20 protein-coding genes and 2 pseudogenes are annotated in these 20174 nt (G+C 46.5%); 16 read left to right on the top strand and 6 right to left on the bottom strand.

What is annotated here, in order from left to right; translation table 11 throughout:
• Positions 1-3: 3 nt before the first annotated feature.
• The gene (locus L2082_RS03905) at positions 4-648 is read right to left on the bottom strand and encodes a hypothetical protein (protein WP_446009885.1); all 645 of its coding nucleotides are present in this window, start codon (positions 646-648) and stop codon (positions 4-6) included.
• Between the two features lie 578 nt (positions 649-1226).
• Between L2082_RS03905 and L2082_RS03900 the strand changes: the two genes are divergently transcribed.
• The 5 genes from L2082_RS03900 (at position 1227) to lptC (ending at position 5579) form a co-directional block, all read left to right on the top strand.
• Positions 1227-1493 (top strand): hypothetical protein, encoded by a 267-nt coding sequence (locus L2082_RS03900; RefSeq protein WP_446009884.1) that lies wholly within the window; start codon positions 1227-1229, stop codon positions 1491-1493.
• A gap of 316 nt (positions 1494-1809) precedes the next feature.
• Positions 1810-3456 carry a CTP synthase gene (locus tag L2082_RS03895; RefSeq protein WP_446011460.1) on the top strand — a complete coding sequence of 549 codons (1647 nt, stop codon included), beginning with the start codon at positions 1810-1812 and terminating at the stop codon, positions 3454-3456.
• Positions 3457-3508: 52 nt separating this feature from the next.
• The gene (gene kdsA, locus L2082_RS03890) at positions 3509-4360 is read left to right on the top strand and encodes a 3-deoxy-8-phosphooctulonate synthase (protein WP_446007784.1); all 852 of its coding nucleotides are present in this window, start codon (positions 3509-3511) and stop codon (positions 4358-4360) included.
• Between the two features lie 3 nt (positions 4361-4363).
• Entirely contained in the window at positions 4364-5002 is a 639-nt protein-coding gene (locus L2082_RS03885; protein WP_446007785.1) for a KdsC family phosphatase, read from the top strand.
• A gap of 10 nt (positions 5003-5012) precedes the next feature.
• Complete coding sequence (gene lptC / locus L2082_RS03880) at positions 5013-5579, top strand: LPS export ABC transporter periplasmic protein LptC (protein ID WP_446007786.1); 567 nt, start codon at positions 5013-5015, stop codon at positions 5577-5579.
• Positions 5580-5838: 259 nt separating this feature from the next.
• Here the strand turns inward: lptC and L2082_RS03875 are convergent.
• A pseudogene (locus L2082_RS03875) lies at positions 5839-7494 on the bottom strand (UshA-like (seleno)protein); the annotation flags it as partial.
• A gap of 44 nt (positions 7495-7538) precedes the next feature.
• Positions 7539-8900: a replication-associated recombination protein A gene (locus L2082_RS03870; protein WP_446007787.1), complete on the bottom strand. Its 1362-nt coding sequence runs from the start codon at positions 8898-8900 to the stop codon at positions 7539-7541.
• 416 nt (positions 8901-9316) lie between these two features.
• On the opposite strand from L2082_RS03870, the gene L2082_RS03865 reads away from it, so the two are divergent.
• Positions 9317-10888 carry a GAF domain-containing protein gene (locus L2082_RS03865; RefSeq protein ID WP_446007788.1) on the top strand — a complete coding sequence of 524 codons (1572 nt, stop codon included), beginning with the start codon at positions 9317-9319 and terminating at the stop codon, positions 10886-10888.
• Positions 10889-10928: 40 nt separating this feature from the next.
• On the opposite strand, the gene L2082_RS03860 is transcribed toward L2082_RS03865, so the two are convergent.
• Positions 10929-11315, bottom strand: a complete 387-nt coding sequence (locus L2082_RS03860; RefSeq protein ID WP_446007789.1) for a hypothetical protein — start codon at positions 11313-11315, stop codon at positions 10929-10931.
• A gap of 260 nt (positions 11316-11575) precedes the next feature.
• On the opposite strand from L2082_RS03860, the gene L2082_RS03855 reads away from it, so the two are divergent.
• Complete coding sequence (locus L2082_RS03855; protein ID WP_446007790.1) at positions 11576-13039, top strand: NAD-dependent succinate-semialdehyde dehydrogenase; 1464 nt, start codon at positions 11576-11578, stop codon at positions 13037-13039.
• Between the two features lie 46 nt (positions 13040-13085).
• Here L2082_RS03855 and folE2 read toward each other — a convergent pair whose 3' ends face one another.
• A complete protein-coding gene (folE2, locus tag L2082_RS03850) occupies positions 13086-13862 on the bottom strand; it encodes a GTP cyclohydrolase FolE2 (RefSeq protein ID WP_446007791.1) in 777 nt (258 codons plus the stop codon).
• Positions 13863-14112: 250 nt separating this feature from the next.
• Between folE2 and L2082_RS03845 the strand changes: the two genes are divergently transcribed.
• From L2082_RS03845 to L2082_RS03815, 7 genes and pseudogenes are all read left to right on the top strand, one after another.
• Complete coding sequence (locus tag L2082_RS03845) at positions 14113-14514, top strand: RNA-binding S4 domain-containing protein (RefSeq protein ID WP_446007792.1); 402 nt, start codon at positions 14113-14115, stop codon at positions 14512-14514.
• Between the two features lie 129 nt (positions 14515-14643).
• Positions 14644-15219 (top strand): annotated as a pseudogene (locus L2082_RS03840) (IMP cyclohydrolase); the annotation flags it as partial.
• A 122-nt stretch (positions 15220-15341) separates the two neighbouring features.
• Entirely contained in the window at positions 15342-15920 is a 579-nt protein-coding gene (purN, locus tag L2082_RS03835; protein WP_446007793.1) for a phosphoribosylglycinamide formyltransferase, read from the top strand.
• 2 nt (positions 15921-15922) lie between these two features.
• Positions 15923-16456: a bifunctional pyr operon transcriptional regulator/uracil phosphoribosyltransferase PyrR gene (pyrR, locus tag L2082_RS03830; RefSeq protein ID WP_446007794.1), complete on the top strand. Its 534-nt coding sequence runs from the start codon at positions 15923-15925 to the stop codon at positions 16454-16456.
• 108 nt (positions 16457-16564) lie between these two features.
• Positions 16565-17977, top strand: a complete 1413-nt coding sequence (locus L2082_RS03825) for a sensor histidine kinase (protein WP_446011459.1) — start codon at positions 16565-16567, stop codon at positions 17975-17977.
• Positions 17978-18075: 98 nt separating this feature from the next.
• Positions 18076-18294, top strand: a complete 219-nt coding sequence (gene relB / locus L2082_RS03820) for a type II toxin-antitoxin system RelB family antitoxin (protein WP_446007796.1) — start codon at positions 18076-18078, stop codon at positions 18292-18294.
• The gene (locus L2082_RS03815; RefSeq protein WP_446007797.1) at positions 18284-18538 is read left to right on the top strand and encodes a type II toxin-antitoxin system RelE family toxin; all 255 of its coding nucleotides are present in this window, start codon (positions 18284-18286) and stop codon (positions 18536-18538) included. The genes relB and L2082_RS03815 overlap by 11 nt, the downstream gene beginning before the upstream one ends.
• Before the next feature lie 47 nt (positions 18539-18585).
• Here the strand turns inward: L2082_RS03815 and L2082_RS03810 are convergent, their stop codons facing one another.
• Positions 18586-18747 (bottom strand): hypothetical protein, encoded by a 162-nt coding sequence (locus tag L2082_RS03810; protein WP_446007798.1) that lies wholly within the window; start codon positions 18745-18747, stop codon positions 18586-18588.
• 246 nt (positions 18748-18993) lie between these two features.
• Here L2082_RS03810 and L2082_RS03805 point away from each other — a divergent pair, with 246 nt between their 5' ends.
• Together L2082_RS03805 and L2082_RS03800 are read left to right on the top strand one after the other, a co-directional pair.
• Positions 18994-19473 (top strand): DciA family protein, encoded by a 480-nt coding sequence (locus L2082_RS03805; RefSeq protein WP_446007799.1) that lies wholly within the window; start codon positions 18994-18996, stop codon positions 19471-19473.
• 94 nt (positions 19474-19567) lie between these two features.
• Positions 19568-20173: a tetratricopeptide repeat protein gene (locus L2082_RS03800; protein WP_446007800.1), complete on the top strand. Its 606-nt coding sequence runs from the start codon at positions 19568-19570 to the stop codon at positions 20171-20173.
• Position 20174 lies beyond the last annotated feature (1 nt).

The following is a 20174-nucleotide window of genomic DNA, read 5'->3' as shown; positions in this document are numbered from 1 at the left end:
CTGTCATCCTTGATCAGACCTACTCTCCTCCGGCTCCTCCTTTTTCTTCCCCCGCTTAATCTCACTGGTCCGGGTGCCACCCGCCATTTCGTACTCGCTGCTGTCCTTGCCGTACTTGACGCCAACTCCGGCCAGCATCCGACCGGACTTGGTGCCGAGTTTTTTCTCCCGGTCGTTCAGCTCATTGAGTAATGCGTCGGCCTGGGCAAGCAGGGTATTGTACTGCTCCAGAGTGCTTTGCACCTCAGCGATCTCGTTGTCAAAGGCAGCGACCGTGAGGCCGTTGCCCAGATCCAGGTTCGGATCAATAGCCTTCAGGTTGGTGGCGCGTTGCTGGGCATCGACGATGACTTGTGATGCTCTGCGTTTGTAGGCCATGGGATTTCCTCCTGAAAAAAAGGGTTTATTTTTGCCGCCACTGCGGTTGCGCATGTCCGGCAGCTGTTCCGGGATGTTCAGTGTCTCATTTTGTACATCCCGGATGACGTTTCGTATATCCGGGAACACGCTCGGAACATCCTGAATCTCATCTCGGACGTCCAGGTCGACGTTTTGGATATGCAAAAGCTCTTCCCGAACATCCGGGATCTCGTTCAGAACGTCCGAAATCTCGTATCGGATATCCAGAACGAGGTTTTGGATGTGCAAAAGCTCTTCCCGTGCAGCCAGAGTCTCGTTCGGAATGTTCAGAAGTTCGTTCAGGATATCCCGGATGACGTTTCGGATGTACGAGATCTCGTTGGGAACCTCCGAATCATTATTTCATAAGTAATGAGCACCTTCGCAACATATGGGATGGAGAGTGAAAAGATGCAGAGGTGCTTTGGCAAGCTCTGTCATGCAAATCGGTTGTTTTAACCTTTGATCATAACAACATTCTCTGTTATCAGGAAAAAGTCAAGCAGAAAATCAAGACGAAACAGGCAGATAAATGGGAGTGATAATCATTGCCGTAGAATGCAATGATCTTACACGCTGGCCAGCATCTCTATTGAGCTGGACAGACAAGAGGAAGGAAACTCGGACAATGCATTGAAGTACATCAAAAAAAACTCTGGATAAGGCCAAGCAATCCCAGGCCGTGCAGAAGGTTTGAGATGATTCCAACAGGCTATATACTGGCTGGATCGGGAATAAAATTTCATTGCAAAAGCACAGCCCTTGGCTATACAATATAACAATATAAAAGGTTGAGTCGATTACTACTGAGTACTAAGGAGAGTTTAATGAATAAAATAATGCTTTTTCTTATCGGTACAGTTTGCTGCCTTTGGTTGACAGGCTGTGCTGGACCGGGACCTTACTATACAGGGGCAGACTATTATCCAGGTTCTGGTGTTGTTAATCCTGTTCAGGCAGTTGTGGCCACAGGGGCATCCATTTTTGAGAAGATTTTTCATCATGGCAGGTATTATCATTCCAGCGTGGATACCCCGTATGTTTATCGTGCCCCGGTTGTGCATCCTTTGCCTGGACCCTATATTTATAGATAAGACTATCTCAAGAGCTGGTCAAAGGGTGGAGAAATGTTGTCTTCTCCCTTTGTTTACCTTTGAGCTATCTGAGACAGGAATCTGTTCTTTTTCCTGAAAACAGATCTCTGCTTTTTTCTTCTTCCCTGTTTTTCTCTCTTCCCGCAACACCTGCTACAGGAAAAAAGTATTCATCGAAAACCACAGGGCGTGGTTGTCAAACATGGTTGTTTGGAGTATGGTTGTCTCTGAAAAAGAGGAACCAAATCAGGAGGGGACAGGAACAACAGCTTTCCTGTTTTCGGAACGCCGGTACCGGCATATACAGGATAGAGGTATGGACACCCAACCGAGCAAAAAGACAAAATTTATTTTTATAACCGGCGGGGTGCTTTCGTCTCTGGGCAAAGGACTTGCTGCGGCCTCTATCGGTGCTCTTTTGGAAAGCCGTGGCATGACCGTTACTTTTCAGAAGCTTGACCCTTATATCAATGTTGATCCGGGAACCATGAATCCTTTTCAGCACGGTGAGGTCTATGTGACGGATGATGGTGCTGAAACCGATCTGGATATGGGCCATTATGAACGGTATACGGACGCGGTCATGGCCCAGAAGAACAACTACACCTCGGGCAGGATCTATTACTCGGTGATCATGAAAGAACGCCGGGGAGAATATCTGGGAGGAACTGTCCAGATGATTCCCCATATTACCGATGAGATCAAGCAGGCCGTGATGCAGCTTGATGGCACGGTTGATGTGGCGATCATTGAGATTGGTGGTACGGTTGGCGATATTGAGGGCCTCCCCTTTATTGAGGCGATTCGTCAGCTCCGTGGTGATCTTGGCCGGGAATACTCCCTGTACATCCACCTGACCCTGGTGCCTTTTATCAAGACCGCCGGGGAGATCAAAACCAAACCCACCCAGCATTCAGTCAAGGAATTATTGGCCTCTGGTATCCAGCCGGATATTTTGATTTGCCGGACTGAGGTATCCCTGGATGACTCCATCAAAAAGAAAATAGGCCTGTTCTGTAATATTGATGCCCCCTCAGTTATAACTGCGGTGGATGTGGATACAATCTACGAACTTCCTTTGCGTTTACATGAAGAAGGGGTTGATGACCGTATTTTAGATAAACTGGGCATTTGGACAGGGGCACCCAATATCAAGCCCTGGCAGGAATTGGTCAAAAAAATAAAAAATCCCGCCCATACTGTGACCATCGGGATCACTGGCAAATATGTTGAGCTGAAAGAGGCCTATAAGAGCCTGCATGAATCCCTGATTCACGGCGGAATCGCCAATGATACCCAAGTTGAATTGAAATATATTGCTGCTGACGACCTGGAAGACGGAAGCCGTTCAGCAGAGCTTGAACAATGTGACGGCATTCTGGTTCCAGGGGGCTTTGGTAACCGAGGCACAGAAGGAAAAATTAACGCCATTGCCTATGCCAGAGAGAATAAGGTACCTTTCTTTGGCATCTGTTTGGGCATGCAGCTGGCTGTTGTGGAGTTTTCCCGTGCAGTTGTCGGAATAAAAGATGCTGATTCCAATGAGCTGAATCCATCGACCAAGGACCCGGTTATCTACCTGATGAAGGAATGGTATGATTTCCGGACCGGTAAAACCGAGGTTCGGGACGAAAATTCACACATGGGCGGAACGCTTCGCCTTGGTGCCTATCCCTGTACATTGAAGGAAGAAACCCTGGCCCATGCAGCCTATCAGGAAGAAGAAATCAGCGAGCGCCACCGCCACCGCTATGAGTTTAACAGCCTGTATCGTGAACGCCTGGAAAAGGCAGGCCTGATTATCAGCGGCACCTCTCCTGATAACACATTGGTTGAAATTGTGGAACTGGCAGATCATCCCTGGTTTCTTGGCTGTCAGTTCCATCCTGAGTTTAAGTCCAGCCCCATGAATCCGCACCCCTTATTCCGAGACTTTATCAAAGCAGCTTTACAGAACACATAAATTGCAGCTGCACTGCTGAAAGAAAATATTTCTTTTCGGAGTTTGTGTTATAATGAAATCCTTTGAGATAACGACCCGTTCAGGAAGCAAGAGCATTCCTGTTGGACAGGGACATCCCCTTTTGTTGTTGGCTGGGCCTTGTGCCTTGGAAACTGGTGAGCTTGGCTGGCAGGTTGCCAAAGAAATGAAGGAGATTTGTGAACGCCTGGGGATTTCCTATGTGTTCAAGGCCTCTTTTGACAAGGCTAACCGGACTTCTTTGGATGCGTTCCGGGGACCAGGCCTGCGTAACGGGTTGCGACAGCTGGACCGTATCCGTCAGGAGGTGGAAATTCCTGTGGTCTCTGATGTCCATGAGACTGCACAAATGGATCTTGCCGCAGATGCCTTGGATATCATCCAGATCCCTGCCTTTCTCTGTCGCCAGACTGATCTTTTGGTCGCGGCAGCCAAAACCGGAAAAACAGTGAATCTGAAAAAAGGGCAGTTTCTCTCACCCTGGGATATGAAGCATGCTGTGCGGAAATTGCGGGCCGCTGGTTGTGACCGGATTCTCCTCACAGAACGAGGGGCCAGCTTTGGTTATAATAACCTGGTGGTGGATATGCGCTCCTTGCCCGTGATGCGCTCTTTTGATTGTCCGGTTATTTTTGATGCCACCCATTCGGTGCAGCTGCCCGGCGGCATGGGTGGGAGTTCTGGCGGCCAACGGGAATTTATCCCGACGTTGACCAGAGCAGCTATGGCTGCTGGCATTGACGGGCTTTTTATGGAGGTGCATCCTGACCCGGATAAGGCCCTGTGTGACGGTCCGAACAGTATCCCCCTGAATGAAGTTGAGGCCCTGTTAAAGCAATTATTGGTCATACGAGAGGCTGTGGAAAAATTGGGTGATGTTACCTGAGCAATGGATAGGTTATCAGAAAACAAAGGTGGTTACTCTGATTGTGAGCTGACCCGGTTCCTTCGTGAACGAGCCATGCAAAGAAACCAGCCCATTCAGCGCAGTGATGCCTGGCAAGCTGCTTTGATGCGGGCCAAAAAGGTTGACGTGCTTTTGCTGGATGTTGATGGCGTCCTGACCGATGGCAGCCTTTTTTATTTAGGCGCTTCTGAAGAAATAAAGGTTTTTAATACCTTGGACGGCTTTGGACTGCGCCTGCTTCGTGAAGCTGGCATTGCTGTGGGCCTGATTACGGCCCGAAGTTCTGAAGCGGTTTTCAGAAGGGCCAGGGAACTCAAGCTGGATCATGTCTCTACTGATTGCCGCAATAAGGGAGATGCCTATGCGGCTCTGCTTGACCAGCAGGGTTGGCAGCCAGAACAGACCGCCTATATGGGCGATGATTGGTTGGATCTCCCTGTGCTTACCCAGGTTGGATGTAGTTTTGCTCCGGCCAATGCAGTTGCTGAAGTCTGTCAGCAGGTTGATTATGTGACGGAAAGAAGCGGCGGCCATGGCGCTGTCCGTGAGGCCTGTGAGCTGATCCTGGAGGCCAGGGGACTGCTGTCCCAGCTGCTGAATACATATATGCAAGCAAAGTGATGGTAAGGTAATGATAGGAAGTTATCGAAACCTCCTCTGGATGATTCCGGTGGGTATTGTTGCTGCCAGTCCCTTGTGGAAGGACTCTATGGCGGAATTCCTGAAGCCAAGGGGTGGCTACGATGAGGTTGCACAGCGGGCCTATCAGGAACAGTCGCAGGATTTTGTCATGGACGACGTGGTCATCTCTTTAACCACCGAAGGCGTACAGACCTGGACTATCAAGGCGGAACAGGCCCAGACCGGTGCAACTGATCGGGAAATTCATATGATCAGTGTGGATGCCTTGTACCATAAAAAGGGCGAATCACCTATGATCATCACCAGTAAGAACGGGAGATACCATATGGATGACCAGCATCTCACCCTGATTGATGATGTTGTGATTGTTAAGCCGCTTCAGCATGAAGAGATGTACTCAGACTTGCTCCATTATTATGATACCACCAAGATGCTGGTCAGTCCTGGAGATGTAGAGATTAAAGCGCCAAAATTCAATCTCAAGGGGGGACAGATGGATTATAATGTCTCAACCGGTCGGTATGATTTTAATAATCGGGTGAAGGTTGTGTTGTAGGGGCACGGCATGCCGTGCCCCTACGTACCGAGCATCATTTTTTAGGTGCTGTTTTCCTTTTTCTGGGCCGGATAACAAGTTCATCTGGAGCGTCTTCAGTCTGGTTCGTTAATTTTGGCTCAGTTACCTCGTCAGTTAGGTCTGGCTCAGACGATTCATTCGGTGCTGCTTGCACTTCCTGCTCTTTCCCTTTGCCCTTTTCTTTCTTGTTGTTGTCATCCTTCGTAACATCCTTCGCAACATCATCAGGCAACTCTTTTTCTGTTCCTGCTTGCTCTGGCTGTTGATCCTCTTGCACTAAGGAGCACTTCAGCTTTTTGGCTTTCTCGGAAAAGATAAAATTATCATCATGCTCTGGTGTGTGGCATTGGAGACAAACCTTTTCGTCAGGACGGGCAACAGGTATTGTACCCTTGCCTGCACTATGGGCTGCACCTGGACCATGGCAGGCTTCGCAACCAACATTTTTTAATGATTTAGGCATCATTAAAAGGAGGTTGCCAGCCTTGACTTTGTCAGCATCATAAAAGGGTAAGGTAACATGGCAAAGCAGGCAGTCTTCGTTAAACTGCTGGTTTTTCATTTCTAAGGTTGTCCATGCCTTTGCATGGCTGCTGTCCTGCCAGAGTTGCATCTGATCAGTGTGACATTCCTGACATTTCTTTGATCCTGCTACATCCTGTAAGGTAATTACCGGTTGGTTCTGACCTGCTTGGGTAATGCGTTTTTTGCTGATCTCATTTGCTTTCTTGATAGTTTGATCAATAATTCTTTTGACATCAGGATCTTCTGGTAACGAGGTGTTCAGCGGAATAAACTGGTTGCTATATTTGCACAAACTGTCATCCTCCGGGGAGGAATCACGATTTTTCTTTAACGCCTTGATGTTTGCAATAAGCTGCTTAGCTTCAGTGGATAATTCTTTATACCCTGTATTCTTGGCCAAGGCTTTTTTGTCTTTTTGTTGTTCCAAACGGGTAAGCTGGCGTTGTACCCGCTTCAGACGGTCTTCCTGGGTTCGTATCCGCATAAAGGATTGTTCGCTCCATTTTCCAGTCTTATTCCATTCAATCCGCATCATGCCCAGATATTTTCCCCTGGTTCCGGTTTGGGCAATCAAGGTGTTTTCTACGGGGTAGGGATCTGCGGTGGGAGCTGCGTGGCCGGATCCAAGGATCATGTGAAGGCCATCAACAGTCTCAGCGATCTCTTTATTAACCTGATAAGAATAGCTTGACAGAAGAATGGTCATATCGACTTTTTTCTTCAACTCAGCCAGGGTCTGAGGCAACAGATCCTGCCAGGGCAGGATGATATAGCCTTTATCCTGATCCTCCTCCTCATGAGTGTACCCTCTCTGATCATCTGTCAGACCGAGCAAGGCTATCTTTATTCCACCAACTTCAGTGATAAGATGTGGGGTGAAAAGGGGCTTTTTTTGTTCAGGATCAACCAGGTTCATGGAAAGCCAGGTGGTATTATGGCGCTCCTGAAGCTCTTTTAATAAACCAAGCCCTCCTGCTAAATCGTGGGCCCCAATCCCCACAGCCCGGCAGTCCATTGCCTGCAGGGCAGCAGCGATACCGTTGGCTTTGACTTTTTCCTCAAGTTCTTTTCGAGCTGGTAGTATCTTACGCTGAAAAAGGAGAGAGCCGCTATCAATGAACAAAAAAGGAAGTTTTTCCTGTTCTGCACGTTTTTTTATCTGTAATGCCTTTCTGGACAGCCCGCCCAGTTGTTTTTTCTTTCAACCACAGGGTTCAAGTTCACCCCGTACATCATTTCCATAAAACAGTAAAAATTCTTCTGCCTGGGATGACGCGACTGATGATGCGACTATGGCGAGCAGAAAGGTCGGAATCAGAAGAAGAGAGAAGATACGTTTTTTGAGAGAAGATAGATTCAGGTGCTTCATAATATCAGAGAGTGTATTTTTTCGTTTTTGGGATGCTGAGAAGATTATCCCTGTTTTTTTCGTTGTTGCTGTGCCCGTTGCTGGAGAATTGTTCGCCATTTCCTCAACCGATCACCAATAACAGCCTCATACCCTTTTTCCGTGGGGTGATAAAAGCGTTTACCGGCAATGGTATCCGGGAGATGTTCCTGAACCACTAAGCTATCTTCAGCGTCATGGGCATATTGGTATCCTTGCCCGTAACCGATCTCTTTCATAAGCCCTGTGGGGGCATTCCGCAAATGAAGGGGAACAGGTAGGCTACCCGAACAGCGTATCTCTTTTTTAATCTTTTTTTCTGTTAAATACAAGGCATTGCTTTTAGGAGCTGTGGCAAGATACACCGTGGCCTGATAGAGGGCCAGTTCGCCTTCTGGAGATCCCAGCATTTCATAGGCCTGACGGCAGGTTATTGCTATTTCCAGGGATCTTGGATCGCTGACACCAATATCCTCACTGGCAAATCGAATCAGGCGGCGGGCAATATAGAGGGGGTCTTCGCCACTGACCAGCATTCGACCGAGCCAATAGCAGGCCCCGTCCGGGTCACTGTCGCGCAGGCTTTTATGCAGAGCAGAAATCAGGTTATAATGCTCTTCTCCTGCCCGGTCATAGCGAAGTGTTTGGCCCTGGATGACCTCAAGGACAGTTTGGCGGGTAATTTTCTGTGGTATAGTCTCTTTTTCTTGTTTATCCTGTTTAATCAGGAGTGCAGCAGTTTCAAGATAGTTCAGAGCCCGTCGGCAATCTCCGTCAGCAGCCTGGGCAATGAGTTCTGCGACCTCTGTTTCCATGTGAAGGTTATATGTACCCAAGCCCTGGTTTTCGTCCTGCAAGGCTCGCATGATGATATTGACGATTTTTTGAATATCAAGAGGTTGTAGGAGCAGGAGCTGGCAGCGAGAGAGCAGGGGAGCTATGACCTCAAAGGAAGGATTTTCTGTTGTTGCACCGATTAAGGTCAGCAAGCCGCTTTCCACATGAGGTAATAAGGCGTCCTGCTGGCTCTTGTTAAAGCGATGGATCTCGTCGACAAAAAGAAGGGTTTGCCTGTTCTCCTGTTTTTTATTTTCTTTTGTTTCCTGAACAATTTTTCTGAGTTCTTTGACACCAGACAGGACAGCGGAAAAAAAGATAAAGTCTGCCTGAATATTGTGCGCTAAAATGGAGGCCAGGGTGGTTTTTCCAGTGCCAGGTGGCCCCCAGAGAAGGAGGGAAGGGATTGTGCCATTGCTGATCAATTCATGAAGCAGTCTTCCCTTGCCGACAAGATGTTCCTGGCCGAAAAAATCATCAAGTGAAACCGGGCGCATCCGTTCTGCCAAAGGGGCAGAAGGATCTTTTTCTTTCTTGTTATTTTTCTTCATATATGAAAAATATTCATGTGTTGAGCATGCTCAAACTCTCCACTGGAGATTGGAGTAATGATACAATATAAAGAGAATAACATGGAACAGGGAAAGCATGCAGGATATTTTCTGCAATAATACAGATTACGGCCTGGCTACCAGGCCTGGGAGTCATAAGGATGTTTTTTTTGAGGGTTGAAACAGCGATAAATAATTGCTGTTGTTGCCTTGTCAGAGACTGAATGGTAGAATGTTGGTATAATATCCCTCCCCCTGAGAAAGAAGAAGCAGGGTCGTTGAAGAATCTGAGAAATTTTCACGATTCCTTCTAAGTAACATGAAGTGTACGTCATTGTTACTTCGAGGTTTTGCCCCGGCCACAGGCCGGGGGGAACGCTTTTAATTCGCTAAACATTGTCTAAAGGTATATATAAATGTTGCCGGATATCCTGTTGGTTGCGGACGATCATGAGCTTTGTCAACAGGTGACTGAGATTTTGTATGAATATGATGTGGACTGGTGCTTCGCCTATGAGGCATTGAATATCTGTATTCATCAACCGGTCAGAGTTGTGCTGGTTGTTCAGGATTTGCCAGGGGCAAGCGGACTGGAGTTGTTTGACAATCTGCGCGAAGCCAGGCCAAGTCTGCTCGGTTTTTTGATAGTGGATAGAGATTCCGCTGGTCGCCTTTGTCCGGCAGCAATGGACAGTGGTATTTCTGGACTGTTTTCTCCTCCCCTTGAACCTAATCATGTGCGGGAGAGAATAGCAAAAGTCATGGAGGCTGCTGCTCTGCGGGAGGAAAACGCCCGCCTCCGTACCCTGCTCCCTTTGTACGGTCTGGGAGAGCACTTCATGTCCTCCACCAATCAGCATGATGTTCTGGAAAGTCTGCTCAATGTCATCAGTGATCAAACAGCAGCAGACAGCCTGTCTGTGATGCTATACGATGAAACAGAGGGGGCCCTCCGCATTGCGGCCTCCCGGGGTATTCCTGAAGAGATGATTGATCAGATCAGGATTAAGCCTGGTGATAAGATTGCAGGTCGTGTTTTCCAGGAACGTACTCCGGTCATCCTGAACCAGGAAACCCAAAATGACTCTCGGTTTGCAGACCTGCTAAAACGACCAGAGATTGTGTCTGCGGTTTCCTTTCCTATGATTGTGCGTGATAAAATTCTGGGCGTTCTCAATGTCAGCTATACAGACGGTGATATCCGTTTTGCTGATTCTGATATTGAGATTCTCGGCATCTTCAGTACCCAGGCCGCCTTAGCCATAGAAAATGTGCATGCCTTTGAGTCCGTGGCTCAGGAAGCCCGATTACAAGCCTTGCTGGAGCAGTATGTGGCCCCTGAGGTTGCAGAGGTGATGTTAGCCAGTGATGCTGATTTGACCACAGGCCTTGGTGAAGTAAAAGATGCCACTGTTCTCTTTGCAGATATCAGGAATTTTACCGGTATGGTCCAGGAAATTCCCTTAGCTGTTCTTCGTGATTTTCTCAACGAGTTTTTTCAGCTTTTTACGGAAACTATTTTTGAATATCGTGGCACAGTGGATAAATTTATGGGTGATGCAGTGTTGGCTATTTTTGGTGCTCTGCTTGAACTTGATAATCCTTCCTTCACGGCCATCGAAACAGCCCTTGCTATTCAGGAGCGTTTTGCCGAATTAAAAAAAGACTGGCAGGCACGGGACCCTTTTTTCAGAACCATTGATCTCGGTTTTGCTGTGACCCGAGGGGAAATGTTTCTGGGTAATGTGGGATCGGCCAGACGCCTGGATTACACAGTTATTGGCACTGAGGTGAATATTGCCCAGCGCTTGGCCTCAAAGGCAACTTCTTCCAGAATATATATAACAGATAAGGTGCTTGAGGACTTGGAGCAACGACAATGTGACCAGAAGGTATTGGTAAAAGATGTGGGCAAGATGGTTCTGAAAGGAGTACAATATCCTGTCCCAACATTCAGCGTACTGGGACTGGAAAAAAAGCAAGTTTAGGTGCTGGGAAAATTCATGAACTTGCTCTTTCTGGACAAGGTTATCCTCTTCTTGCTAAAAGTTTTTTCACTGTTTTCTCATCGGTATTTCGGGTAAATTCAACCCCCATAATGAAACTTCTTACTTGTCCCTGCTTGAAAATGTTAAACCAAAGCGGAAGGGCTGTCAGTTTACAATGCTCATCAAGGGGTGAGGTCAGATCAAAATAAATATTCAAAAATAAGAGATTATCTTCCTGAGTGGAATAAAAGAGATGATATGTATCATCCATAATCTGGTTGATCAGGAGGCAAGCCTTGTTTTTTGTCAGATCAAAGAGTCTGCCACTAAGAGGCCCAGCCATAACTCTTCCAGTACCTGCATGTTGTGCTGTGACTTCTACTGGAAGAGTACTTCCTAATGTTTTCTTCTGTGCTGCTGAGATCATATTGTATAACCCTGAAAAGATTCTGAACAAATTGCTTTTTCATATGTCCGGGCAGCGGGTATGTAATGAGCTTATTTCGTTCTGCCGCAAAGAAAAAAACACTGTTGAGAATAGATAGCTTGTAAGAACCCCTCTCTGATTGTTTATCATAAATTTTCCTTTTTACCAGAAAAAAACACATGCCTTGAAGGTGGTACGTTGTGGTGATATCCATGAAGTTTAATTTTTTGTACTTCTTTTCATAAGTTGGAGTTGTTTCGATGAATTTAAAAAATAAAGACTTGCTTTGCAGTCGTTGTTTTATTAACGGCAATTGGATCTCTTCCGGAGAGGAAAAACATATTGCTGTGCATAACCCGGCAACAGGTGCGTTGATCGGTTCTGTTCCCTCCTTGGGACGGAAAGAAACGCTTCAGGCCATAGAGGCTGCTGAGGCTGCCTGGCCTGCCTGGAAAAAGACAACAGCTCATGAGCGTTCTTGCATCATTCGGCGCTGGTATGATCTGATTATTGCCAACCAGGAAGATTTAGCCTCCATCATGACCGCAGAACAGGGCAAACCCCTGGCAGAGTCGCAGGGAGAGATTCTCTATGCTGCCAGTTTTGTGGAATGGTTTGCTGAAGAGGCAAAGCGGGTGTATGGGGATACGATCCCAATGAGGCAGCCAGGAAAGCGGATTATTGTTATAAAGCAGCCTGTGGGCGTTTGTGCTGCTATTACACCCTGGAATTTCCCCTCTGCTATGATTACCCGCAAGGCAGCCCCTGCTTTGGCCGCAGGTTGCCCAGTGATTGTGAAGCCAGCTGGTCAGACCCCGTTTTCTGCACTGGCCTTAGCCAAGCTTGCTGAAGAGGCCGGAATACCCCGTGGGATTTTCAATGTCCTGACCGGATCAGCTTCTGCAATTGGTGGGGCCTTAACAGCAAGTTCGGTTGTGCGCAAACTCAGCTTTACCGGTTCCACGGAAATAGGAAAAATGCTGATGCGGCAATGTGCGGACACGGTTAAGAAGATTTCCCTGGAGCTGGGTGGACATGCACCCTTTATTGTCTTTGACGATGCTGATCTGGATGAAGCGGTCAGCAATGCTGTTGCTTCTAAATACCGCAATTCCGGTCAGACCTGTGTCTGCGCCAATCGTTTTATAGTTCAGGAAGGTGTCTATGATGCCTTTGCAGAAAAGTTGATTCAGGCGGTGCAGGAGCAACTCAAGGTGGGGAATGGCTTTGATGAAGGGGTAAACCAGGGGCCGTTAATTGATTTAAACGCTGTGGAGAAAGTGGAGCAGCAAATTCAGGATGCCTTAGGAAAAGGGGCTCGTTTGGGCTCAGGCGGTAAAAGGGTTGGGGAAACCGGTTTCTTTTTTGAACCGACAATCCTCCTGGATGTAACCACTGATATGGAGATCGCTTCTGAAGAGACCTTTGGCCCGGTGGCCCCGCTCTTTTCCTTTTCAACAGAAGAGGAGGCTGTTGCCTTGGCCAATGACACCCCCTATGGCCTGGCCTCATACTTTTTCAGCAGAGATATGGGACGTTGCTGGCGAGTGTCTGAAGCCCTGGAATACGGGATGGTTGGCGTTAATACAGGCATCATGTCAACAGAATCTGCTCCTTTTGGTGGTATCAAGGAGTCGGGTATCGGGCGTGAGGGCTCGAAATACGGTATTGATGAATACCTGGAGCAGAAATATCTCTGTCTTGGTGGGATTGAAAAGGGTTGAAAACAGGTAAACAGGTGCGAGATGGACTGTGAGGAGCCTCCCCGGCTCAGTCCTTTGTACTTTGACACTCCTGGTTCAGATCTCTACTGTCTACATAGGCATAGGCACTGTGTTTATGAATGGATTCGAAGCTCTCCACACTGACTGAGAACCAGCCTATGGTCTCATGATTTTTTGCTTTTTGAGCGACCTTTCTCACCACATCTTCAACAAACATGGGGTTTGCATAGGCTTCTTCAGTCACAAATTTTTCATCAGGTCGTTTCAGCAGGGCATAGAGTTCGCAGGAGCCGCAGCTTTCCACCATGGTGATCAGCTCTTCCAGCCATATAAAACCAGAAGGCTGCACAGTCAGAACGACTTCCGCCCGTTGGTTATGTGCTCCCTGCTGACTGATTTCTTTGGAGCAGGGGCAAAGCGTCGTTAAAGGAACGCTGACCCGTAACAGGAGCTTATGCTTTTGATTGTCAACGTGACTGTCAATACTGCCTATAAAGGAACAGTCATACTCCATCAGACTTGATGTTCTGGTGACAGGGGCCTGTTTGGCGATAAAGTAAGGAAACTGCATCTCCAATTCTGCCTGCTCTGCCTGGAGGTTACTCTGTACGTCTGTTAAGAGTTCCGGAAAAATTTTTGTGTGCATATCTCTTTGATATTTTGCCAGAATACAGGTAAAAGTCTCAAGGCAGGATTGTTTAAAGTGGTGAGGAAGAGCAGCCTGCAGCTTGATTGCAGCAACAGTCTGCTGTACACCGCCCTGTTGTTCCCGAATGGAAACAGGACAGGTAAAGTTTTTTATGCCGACAGATTGTAATTTCATAGGAGTTATTCCTGTCAGAATTGGAAAATTGGAACGTCCCGAAAAAAGGGGTTTTATTGTTTGGAGATTTCCTTAGTATTGCATATCGCTGAGACAGTGAGCAGTATTACCATATTTTTTTCGACAAGCATAAGATAATATTTTTTTGTCGTGCAAAATTGAACCCACAGTTCCTCTTGCACTTTTTCAAAAATCCTATTATTTGATGACATTGTAAGAAAAGCCAACAGAAGATAAAAAGACCGGAAAAATGACAAACAAAGATACGCAGGACACCGCTGTTCGTCTGGATAAATGGCTCTGGGCTGCCCGTTTTTTTAAAACACGTTCCTTAGCCTCAAAAGCGGTGAGTGGCGGCCATGTTCATCTCAATGGCAAGCGGGTAAAGCCTTCCCGGCTTGTTCAAGGGGGAGAGCAGCTCAGAATCAAGCGGGGCACTGAGGAATACATAGTTATTATCCTGGCCCTGAGTGCCCGGCGGGGGCCAGCCAAGGTGGCTCAAACGCTGTATGAAGAGACTGAAGAATCGCAGGCCCAGCGTGAGCAAGCCCGTGAGCAACGGCGTTTGGTCAAAGCATCGGCCTCCCGGCCTGAAGGACGACCTGATAAACGGGATCGTCGCAAAATCAGGAAGTTTCTGCGTAAGGAATAAGAAAATAACGTAGCCACAATGTCTATGAAAGGGTCGAATACCTTGTTCGAGTTATCGACCAGCTTTCATTTTTTGTTGTCCCTCCCCAGAGGGGAGGGGTAGGAGTTTATTTGAGCGAGGAAAGAAAAAATGAACAAAGCAACAAGGGCCTTAATCAGCCTGACCGATAAATCCGGCATTGAGGATTTTGCCAAGGCATTAACCGAAATGGGCATTGAGATCCTGTCTACTGGCGGGACTGCCCAAAAAATGCGGGACAACGGCATCGCAGTCAAGGATGTTTCTGAGTTCACCGGATTCCCGGAAATGCTGGATGGACGGGTCAAGACCCTGCATCCCTTGGTGCATGGCGGTATTCTTAATCAGCGGGAAAATGCCGATCATCAGCAGCAATGCGCAGAGCATGGGATCAATCCTATTGATATTATTGCGGTCAATCTCTATGCCTTTGAGAAAACCGTGGCTGACCCTAACTGTAGCCTTGATGATGCTATTGAGAATATTGATATTGGTGGACCGACCATGTTGCGGGCAGCAGCAAAGAACTTTCGGGATGTCACCGTGATTGTTGATCCTGCGGATTACGATCAGGTTCTGGCGGAAATTCGTGAGACCGGCAACACCACTTTGAAGACCCGATTCAAGCTGGCTGTTAAGGTTTTTCAGCTGACCTCAGCCTATGACACAGCCATTGCTGATTGGCTGGTTAAGGTAGATGTAGACAGTAATCCTTTTTTAAATGGGGAATAAAGCCGGAAAGAAGAGCAACAAGAGGGTGGTGCTGTTGCGCCGCCCTTTGTTTTTCCTCTGTGCAGGAAAAGGAGAAGATGATGCAGAAGATAGCAGTGCTGTTATCCGGTTCAGGCAGGACCTTGGATAATTTTCATGAACATATTGAGGCGGGAACAATGAAAGCGGAAATTCAAGTGGTTATCTCCAATATTCATGATGCCTTGGGGGTGGAGAAAGCGAAGAGATACGGTTATCCTGCCTTTCATGCTGCTGATAATGCAGCCATTAATAGTATCCTGGCTAACTATGATATTGACCTGATCACTCTTGCCGGCTATCTGAAACTGTATGAGCCACCAGAATCCTTGCAACAACGGGTTGTTAATATTCATCCTTCTTTAATTCCTTCGTTTTGTGGCCCAGGTTTTTACGGCCATCATGTCCATGAGGCTGTCAAGGCCAGAGGCTGTACTGTCAGCGGTTGTACGGTTCATTTTGCCAATGAGATTTATGATGAAGGTCCTATCATCCTGCAAAAATGTATCTCGTTAGAACCTGCTGATGCACCTGATGATATTGCAGATAAGGTATTTGCGCAAGAATGCGAGGCCTTTCCTGAAGCCATTAATCTGGTTGATGAAAAGGGTCCTGCTTATTTTTGGAACAGAGGTTAATTATGTCCGCCCGTATTGTTATGAACAACGAGGCCATTGAACGGAGCATCGAACGCTTGGCTATGGAGATTATTGAGCGCAATCAGGGTGTTGATAATTTAGCCCTTATTGGTATTCATACGGGTGGCGTTTTTATGGCCTCCCGGTTGCATGAGAAGATCACCATCCATGAGGATAACGAGGTACCAATAGCCAGTGTAGACATCACTTTGTATCGGGATGACTGGAGTCTGATTTCCCAGAATCCTATTGTTCGTAAGACCAATATCGAATTCACAGTTGAAGATAAGGATGTTGTGCTGGTGGATGATGTTATTTTCACTGGGCGTACGATCCGCGCTGCGATGGATGCGATAATGGATTACGGGCGTCCCCGTTCCATTCAGTTGGCTGTTCTGGTTGACCGTCAGGGGCGTGAGCTTCCCATTCAGCCAGATTATAACGGAATCTGTATTCGGGCTGATGATGCAGAACGGGTTGATGTGTTGTTGTCCGAGGATCAGGCACGAGATGAAGTAGTGCTTGATAATAAGTAATGAACCGCTAAGGATTATACTCTTTTTTTGCTTTTATTAAGAGTGTCCTGACAATGTATTTCTTCTGGTTGTTTTTGTAAGAACGCTCGTTAAAATGGAGGAGGCAGAGTGCAGCATTGTTCAGATCTACAAAAAATTTGTCAACGGATACGGGAAAAGTCAAAGAGTTATGAGCGATATAATTTTACTTCCGAGTTTAATGATTTTTTAAAAGCCTTTTTCGATCTTGCTCAGGAGTATGATGCGCTGGAAGATTTTTACCGGATCTGTGTCGCTGTGCCCTTGGAGATGACCGGTCTTGATAGTGCCTTGTATCTCTTGGATGAAGAAAGCAAAAGGCTCTATTTGGCCTGCAATAGCAGCCACGGGATTTGTTCTGAAAAAAGAACAGCCCCAGAGCATATCACCTTACGGGGATCACCGTATCAAAGTAAAAATTCATATATCGTTCCTATCTATAACAAAATGCCTGCTGAAGACCCGGGAGTTGTTTCAAAAACACCAGGACAGAACAGAAGCACTGAACGATGTTCTTCTGCTAAGGTCTATACCAGGAATCGCATCCTGGGAATGTTCAGTGTTACGCCCTTAGGCAAGCTCTCTGCTGATGATCGTTTTTTTCTCAATAAATACACAAACCGAATTGGTTATAATCTTCATAACCGGCTCATTGCCTTGCAAAATATTGATCACCTGAAATTTATCAATACCCTGGTGATGGATATTGAGCATAATGTGATTGTGCCGAATATGTATTTCCGCCATCTCTTTAATAAGCTACGGAAAAAAATAATAGAACTTGAAGGTCTTCGGGATCAGATACGGAAAACCACCGATTCAGATATTGCCTCTCCAAACTGTGAAAGTTGCCTCAGCCGATGTGACAGTTTGAGTGATGATTTGTTGTTTTATCACTCTGAAATAGTCAAGCATCATTCTAATATCAGTTTGTTTTTAGAAAGTCTTTTTCGGCGTGAACATTTTGAAAGCGGGCATTTGGTGTTGCGTCCCAAGCGTTGTTTTGTTGAAAAAGAGATTATTCTTCCGCAGCTGGAAAACTATGCCAGCCGTTTGCGGGCCGCCAATATAACCGTTGATCGGCCCAATAATATGCTGGATGAAGAATTTCAGCTTGTCGTGGATTTTGGCCTGCTTTCTCAGGTCTATGCCAACCTTTTTTCCAATGCTGCCAAGTATGCCCGTGAAATCACCACTCAGGATGGCAAGAAACGAAAAGCCATTGCTTATGGACGTGAGGTGATGGATAACTTCCCTGAATGCGGTGAACAGGGGGTGAAGTTCAATGTGTTCAGCACAGGGCCTCATCTTGACCCGGAAGAAGCGCCTTTTATTTTTCAGGAAGGGGTGCGCGGTAAAGGAAGCGCAGGTGTGTATGGGACTGGTCACGGGTTAGCCTTTATTCAGCATGTTGTTGAGTTGCACGGCGGGATTGTTGGTTATGAGCAAACGTCGGAGGGGAATAACTTTTATTTTATTTTGCCTGTGTCGTATGTGAAATGAGGGGATGATGAGCGAGGGGGGAGTGTTACTACCGATTGACTTAGGTGTAAAAATGTATTACATTGTGTTACAAAGAAAGACAAAGGAGGCAATAGAATATGAGCACCGCACTTTCAGTAAGATTACCAGATGAACTTGCAAAAAAACTGAGCAATGTCGCTGTAGCCACAGAAAGATCCAAATCTTTTCTTGTACAAAAGGCACTTGAGGGGTATTTACAAAACCAAGCAGATTTACAAGTAAGTCTTGATCGACTTCGAGATACTTCTGATCCTATAGTATCTATTGAAGAAATAAGAGAAGAAATTGGTCTATAATATCACTTTTAAAAAGTCAGTTGCAAAAGATTTGAAAAAAATAGATCATTCTGAAGCTGATCGAATTTTAAAGAAAATAACCCTGGAACTTCCTGCGTTAACAGAGGAACTGCCAGAATTAAAAGGTCAATTTGCTGGTTTAAGAAAATATCGAGTAGGAAATTATCGTGTTATCTTTACAATTCTTAATGATTCCATCTTGATTCTTAGAATCCAACATCGAAAAAATGTGTATAAGAAATGAAAGATCGGGATAAGAACAGCCATCACTGACTGGCCCCTTCCACACCATCAAGCATACGGATTGCGTACTAAGGCGGTTCGGCTGATCAGGACAGAAGTTGTATACCAGGAAGAAAAAGACCAAGAGTAATACTCCCGTTTCTTCAGCTCCCGGACACGGGATTGCGGATTCTGCCACTGTTTCCAGAGGATACTCCGTAAACGCCTCATTATCCATCCATTAAAAATGAGCGACAGACCACGTTTGTTTTCCAAATTGCAGGTTAATCAGGCTCTGACCTCAATTACCCGGTAAGGAAATCAATGCTGACAAAGAAAGGATAGCTTTCACATATTGTGAGCGCTGTCCTTTTTTTTATCTCCTGAACTCTTCGGAAAAAGGGTATACACTCTATCGGTGTTCTGTTATACTTGACCTTTTTCTTTCTCTGTATCGGGAGGATTGTAGAGCGCAACATGGCTGAAAAAAGGAGAAAACTTGTCCCGCTGACTGAAACCCTATCAGATGTGTACGGGTATCAGCAATGGGGAAATCAGTGGCATCTCTTTAAGTTGGTACAGCGCTGGCCCCAGCTGGTCGGTGAGGCATTTGCCAAGTACAGCATGCCTGCCTATTTTCGGAGAAAAGATCTCTGGATCTATGCCCATAATTCTGTCTGGATGCAGCAGATGAATTTCAGCAAGACAGAGATCATTGATAGCATCAATGGTTTTCTGCAAGGAGCACTGACTGTGGGGGATATCCGTTGGGTCTTGCAGCCTGCGGAGCTGATTGATACGCCCACAGAAGAGTATGTTCCACCGCCGCTTGATGTTGATGCAGATGCTGAGCAGGCGTTTCGTTCTATGGCGGAGAATGTTGAGAACCCCGAGGCTCGGGAGGCTTTGTGTCGGCTTTGGAAGCGGATGGAGAGTCTGAAAAAGAAAGGTTCCTAATCAATCTTTCTCGTTCGTTGATATAGAAAAAATCGTTGGGGAATCCCACGACGAAATATATTGATTAATTTGAAGTAACACACGGAGAAAACCAATGTCCACATCTATTCAGCCCTTAAACTCCATCGGCCCGGCTGACCCGGAAAAGGCCCGAGAAGAGGAGTTGAAAAAAGATCCTGCCAAACGCGATTACCTGCAAGGTCGTGAGCAGTTTAAAAAAGGCGATTATAATATGGCTGCCATGTCCTTTCATAATGCCCTGAAAGGATTTGAGGAAAAAGGCGATGAGCAGGGTGTTGCCAATGCCTCGGATCGGCTTGGTGATGTCTGCTTAGAGAAACAGGACTATACAGCAGCCCTGGAGCATTACCGACGGGCCTATGCCATCTGCGAGAAAGAAGGAGACTCTTTTTCTATCCTGGCCCTGAATAAAAAGATCGCTGCGATCTACCAAAAGCAGGGTGAGTTGGACAAGGCAATGGAGATCCTCTTGGATATAGTTGAGCATTACCATTTGACCAAAAATCCCAAAGGAATGGTTGAGGTCATGACGGTCATTGCCGAGCTGTACCGGGAAAAAGGAGATAACCAGAAAGCGGCAGATACCTATCGTACGGTTTCCTCTATCCATAAGAATTTCAAGCATAAACGTATGGCTGAAGAGTTTGCTGCCCTTGCGGATGAGCTGGAGCAGGCCTGAT

The organism is Candidatus Electrothrix sp. (assembly GCF_052785085.1).
Note: the sequence above shows the minus strand (reverse complement) of the source record. Positions and strands in the feature narration are given on the sequence as shown.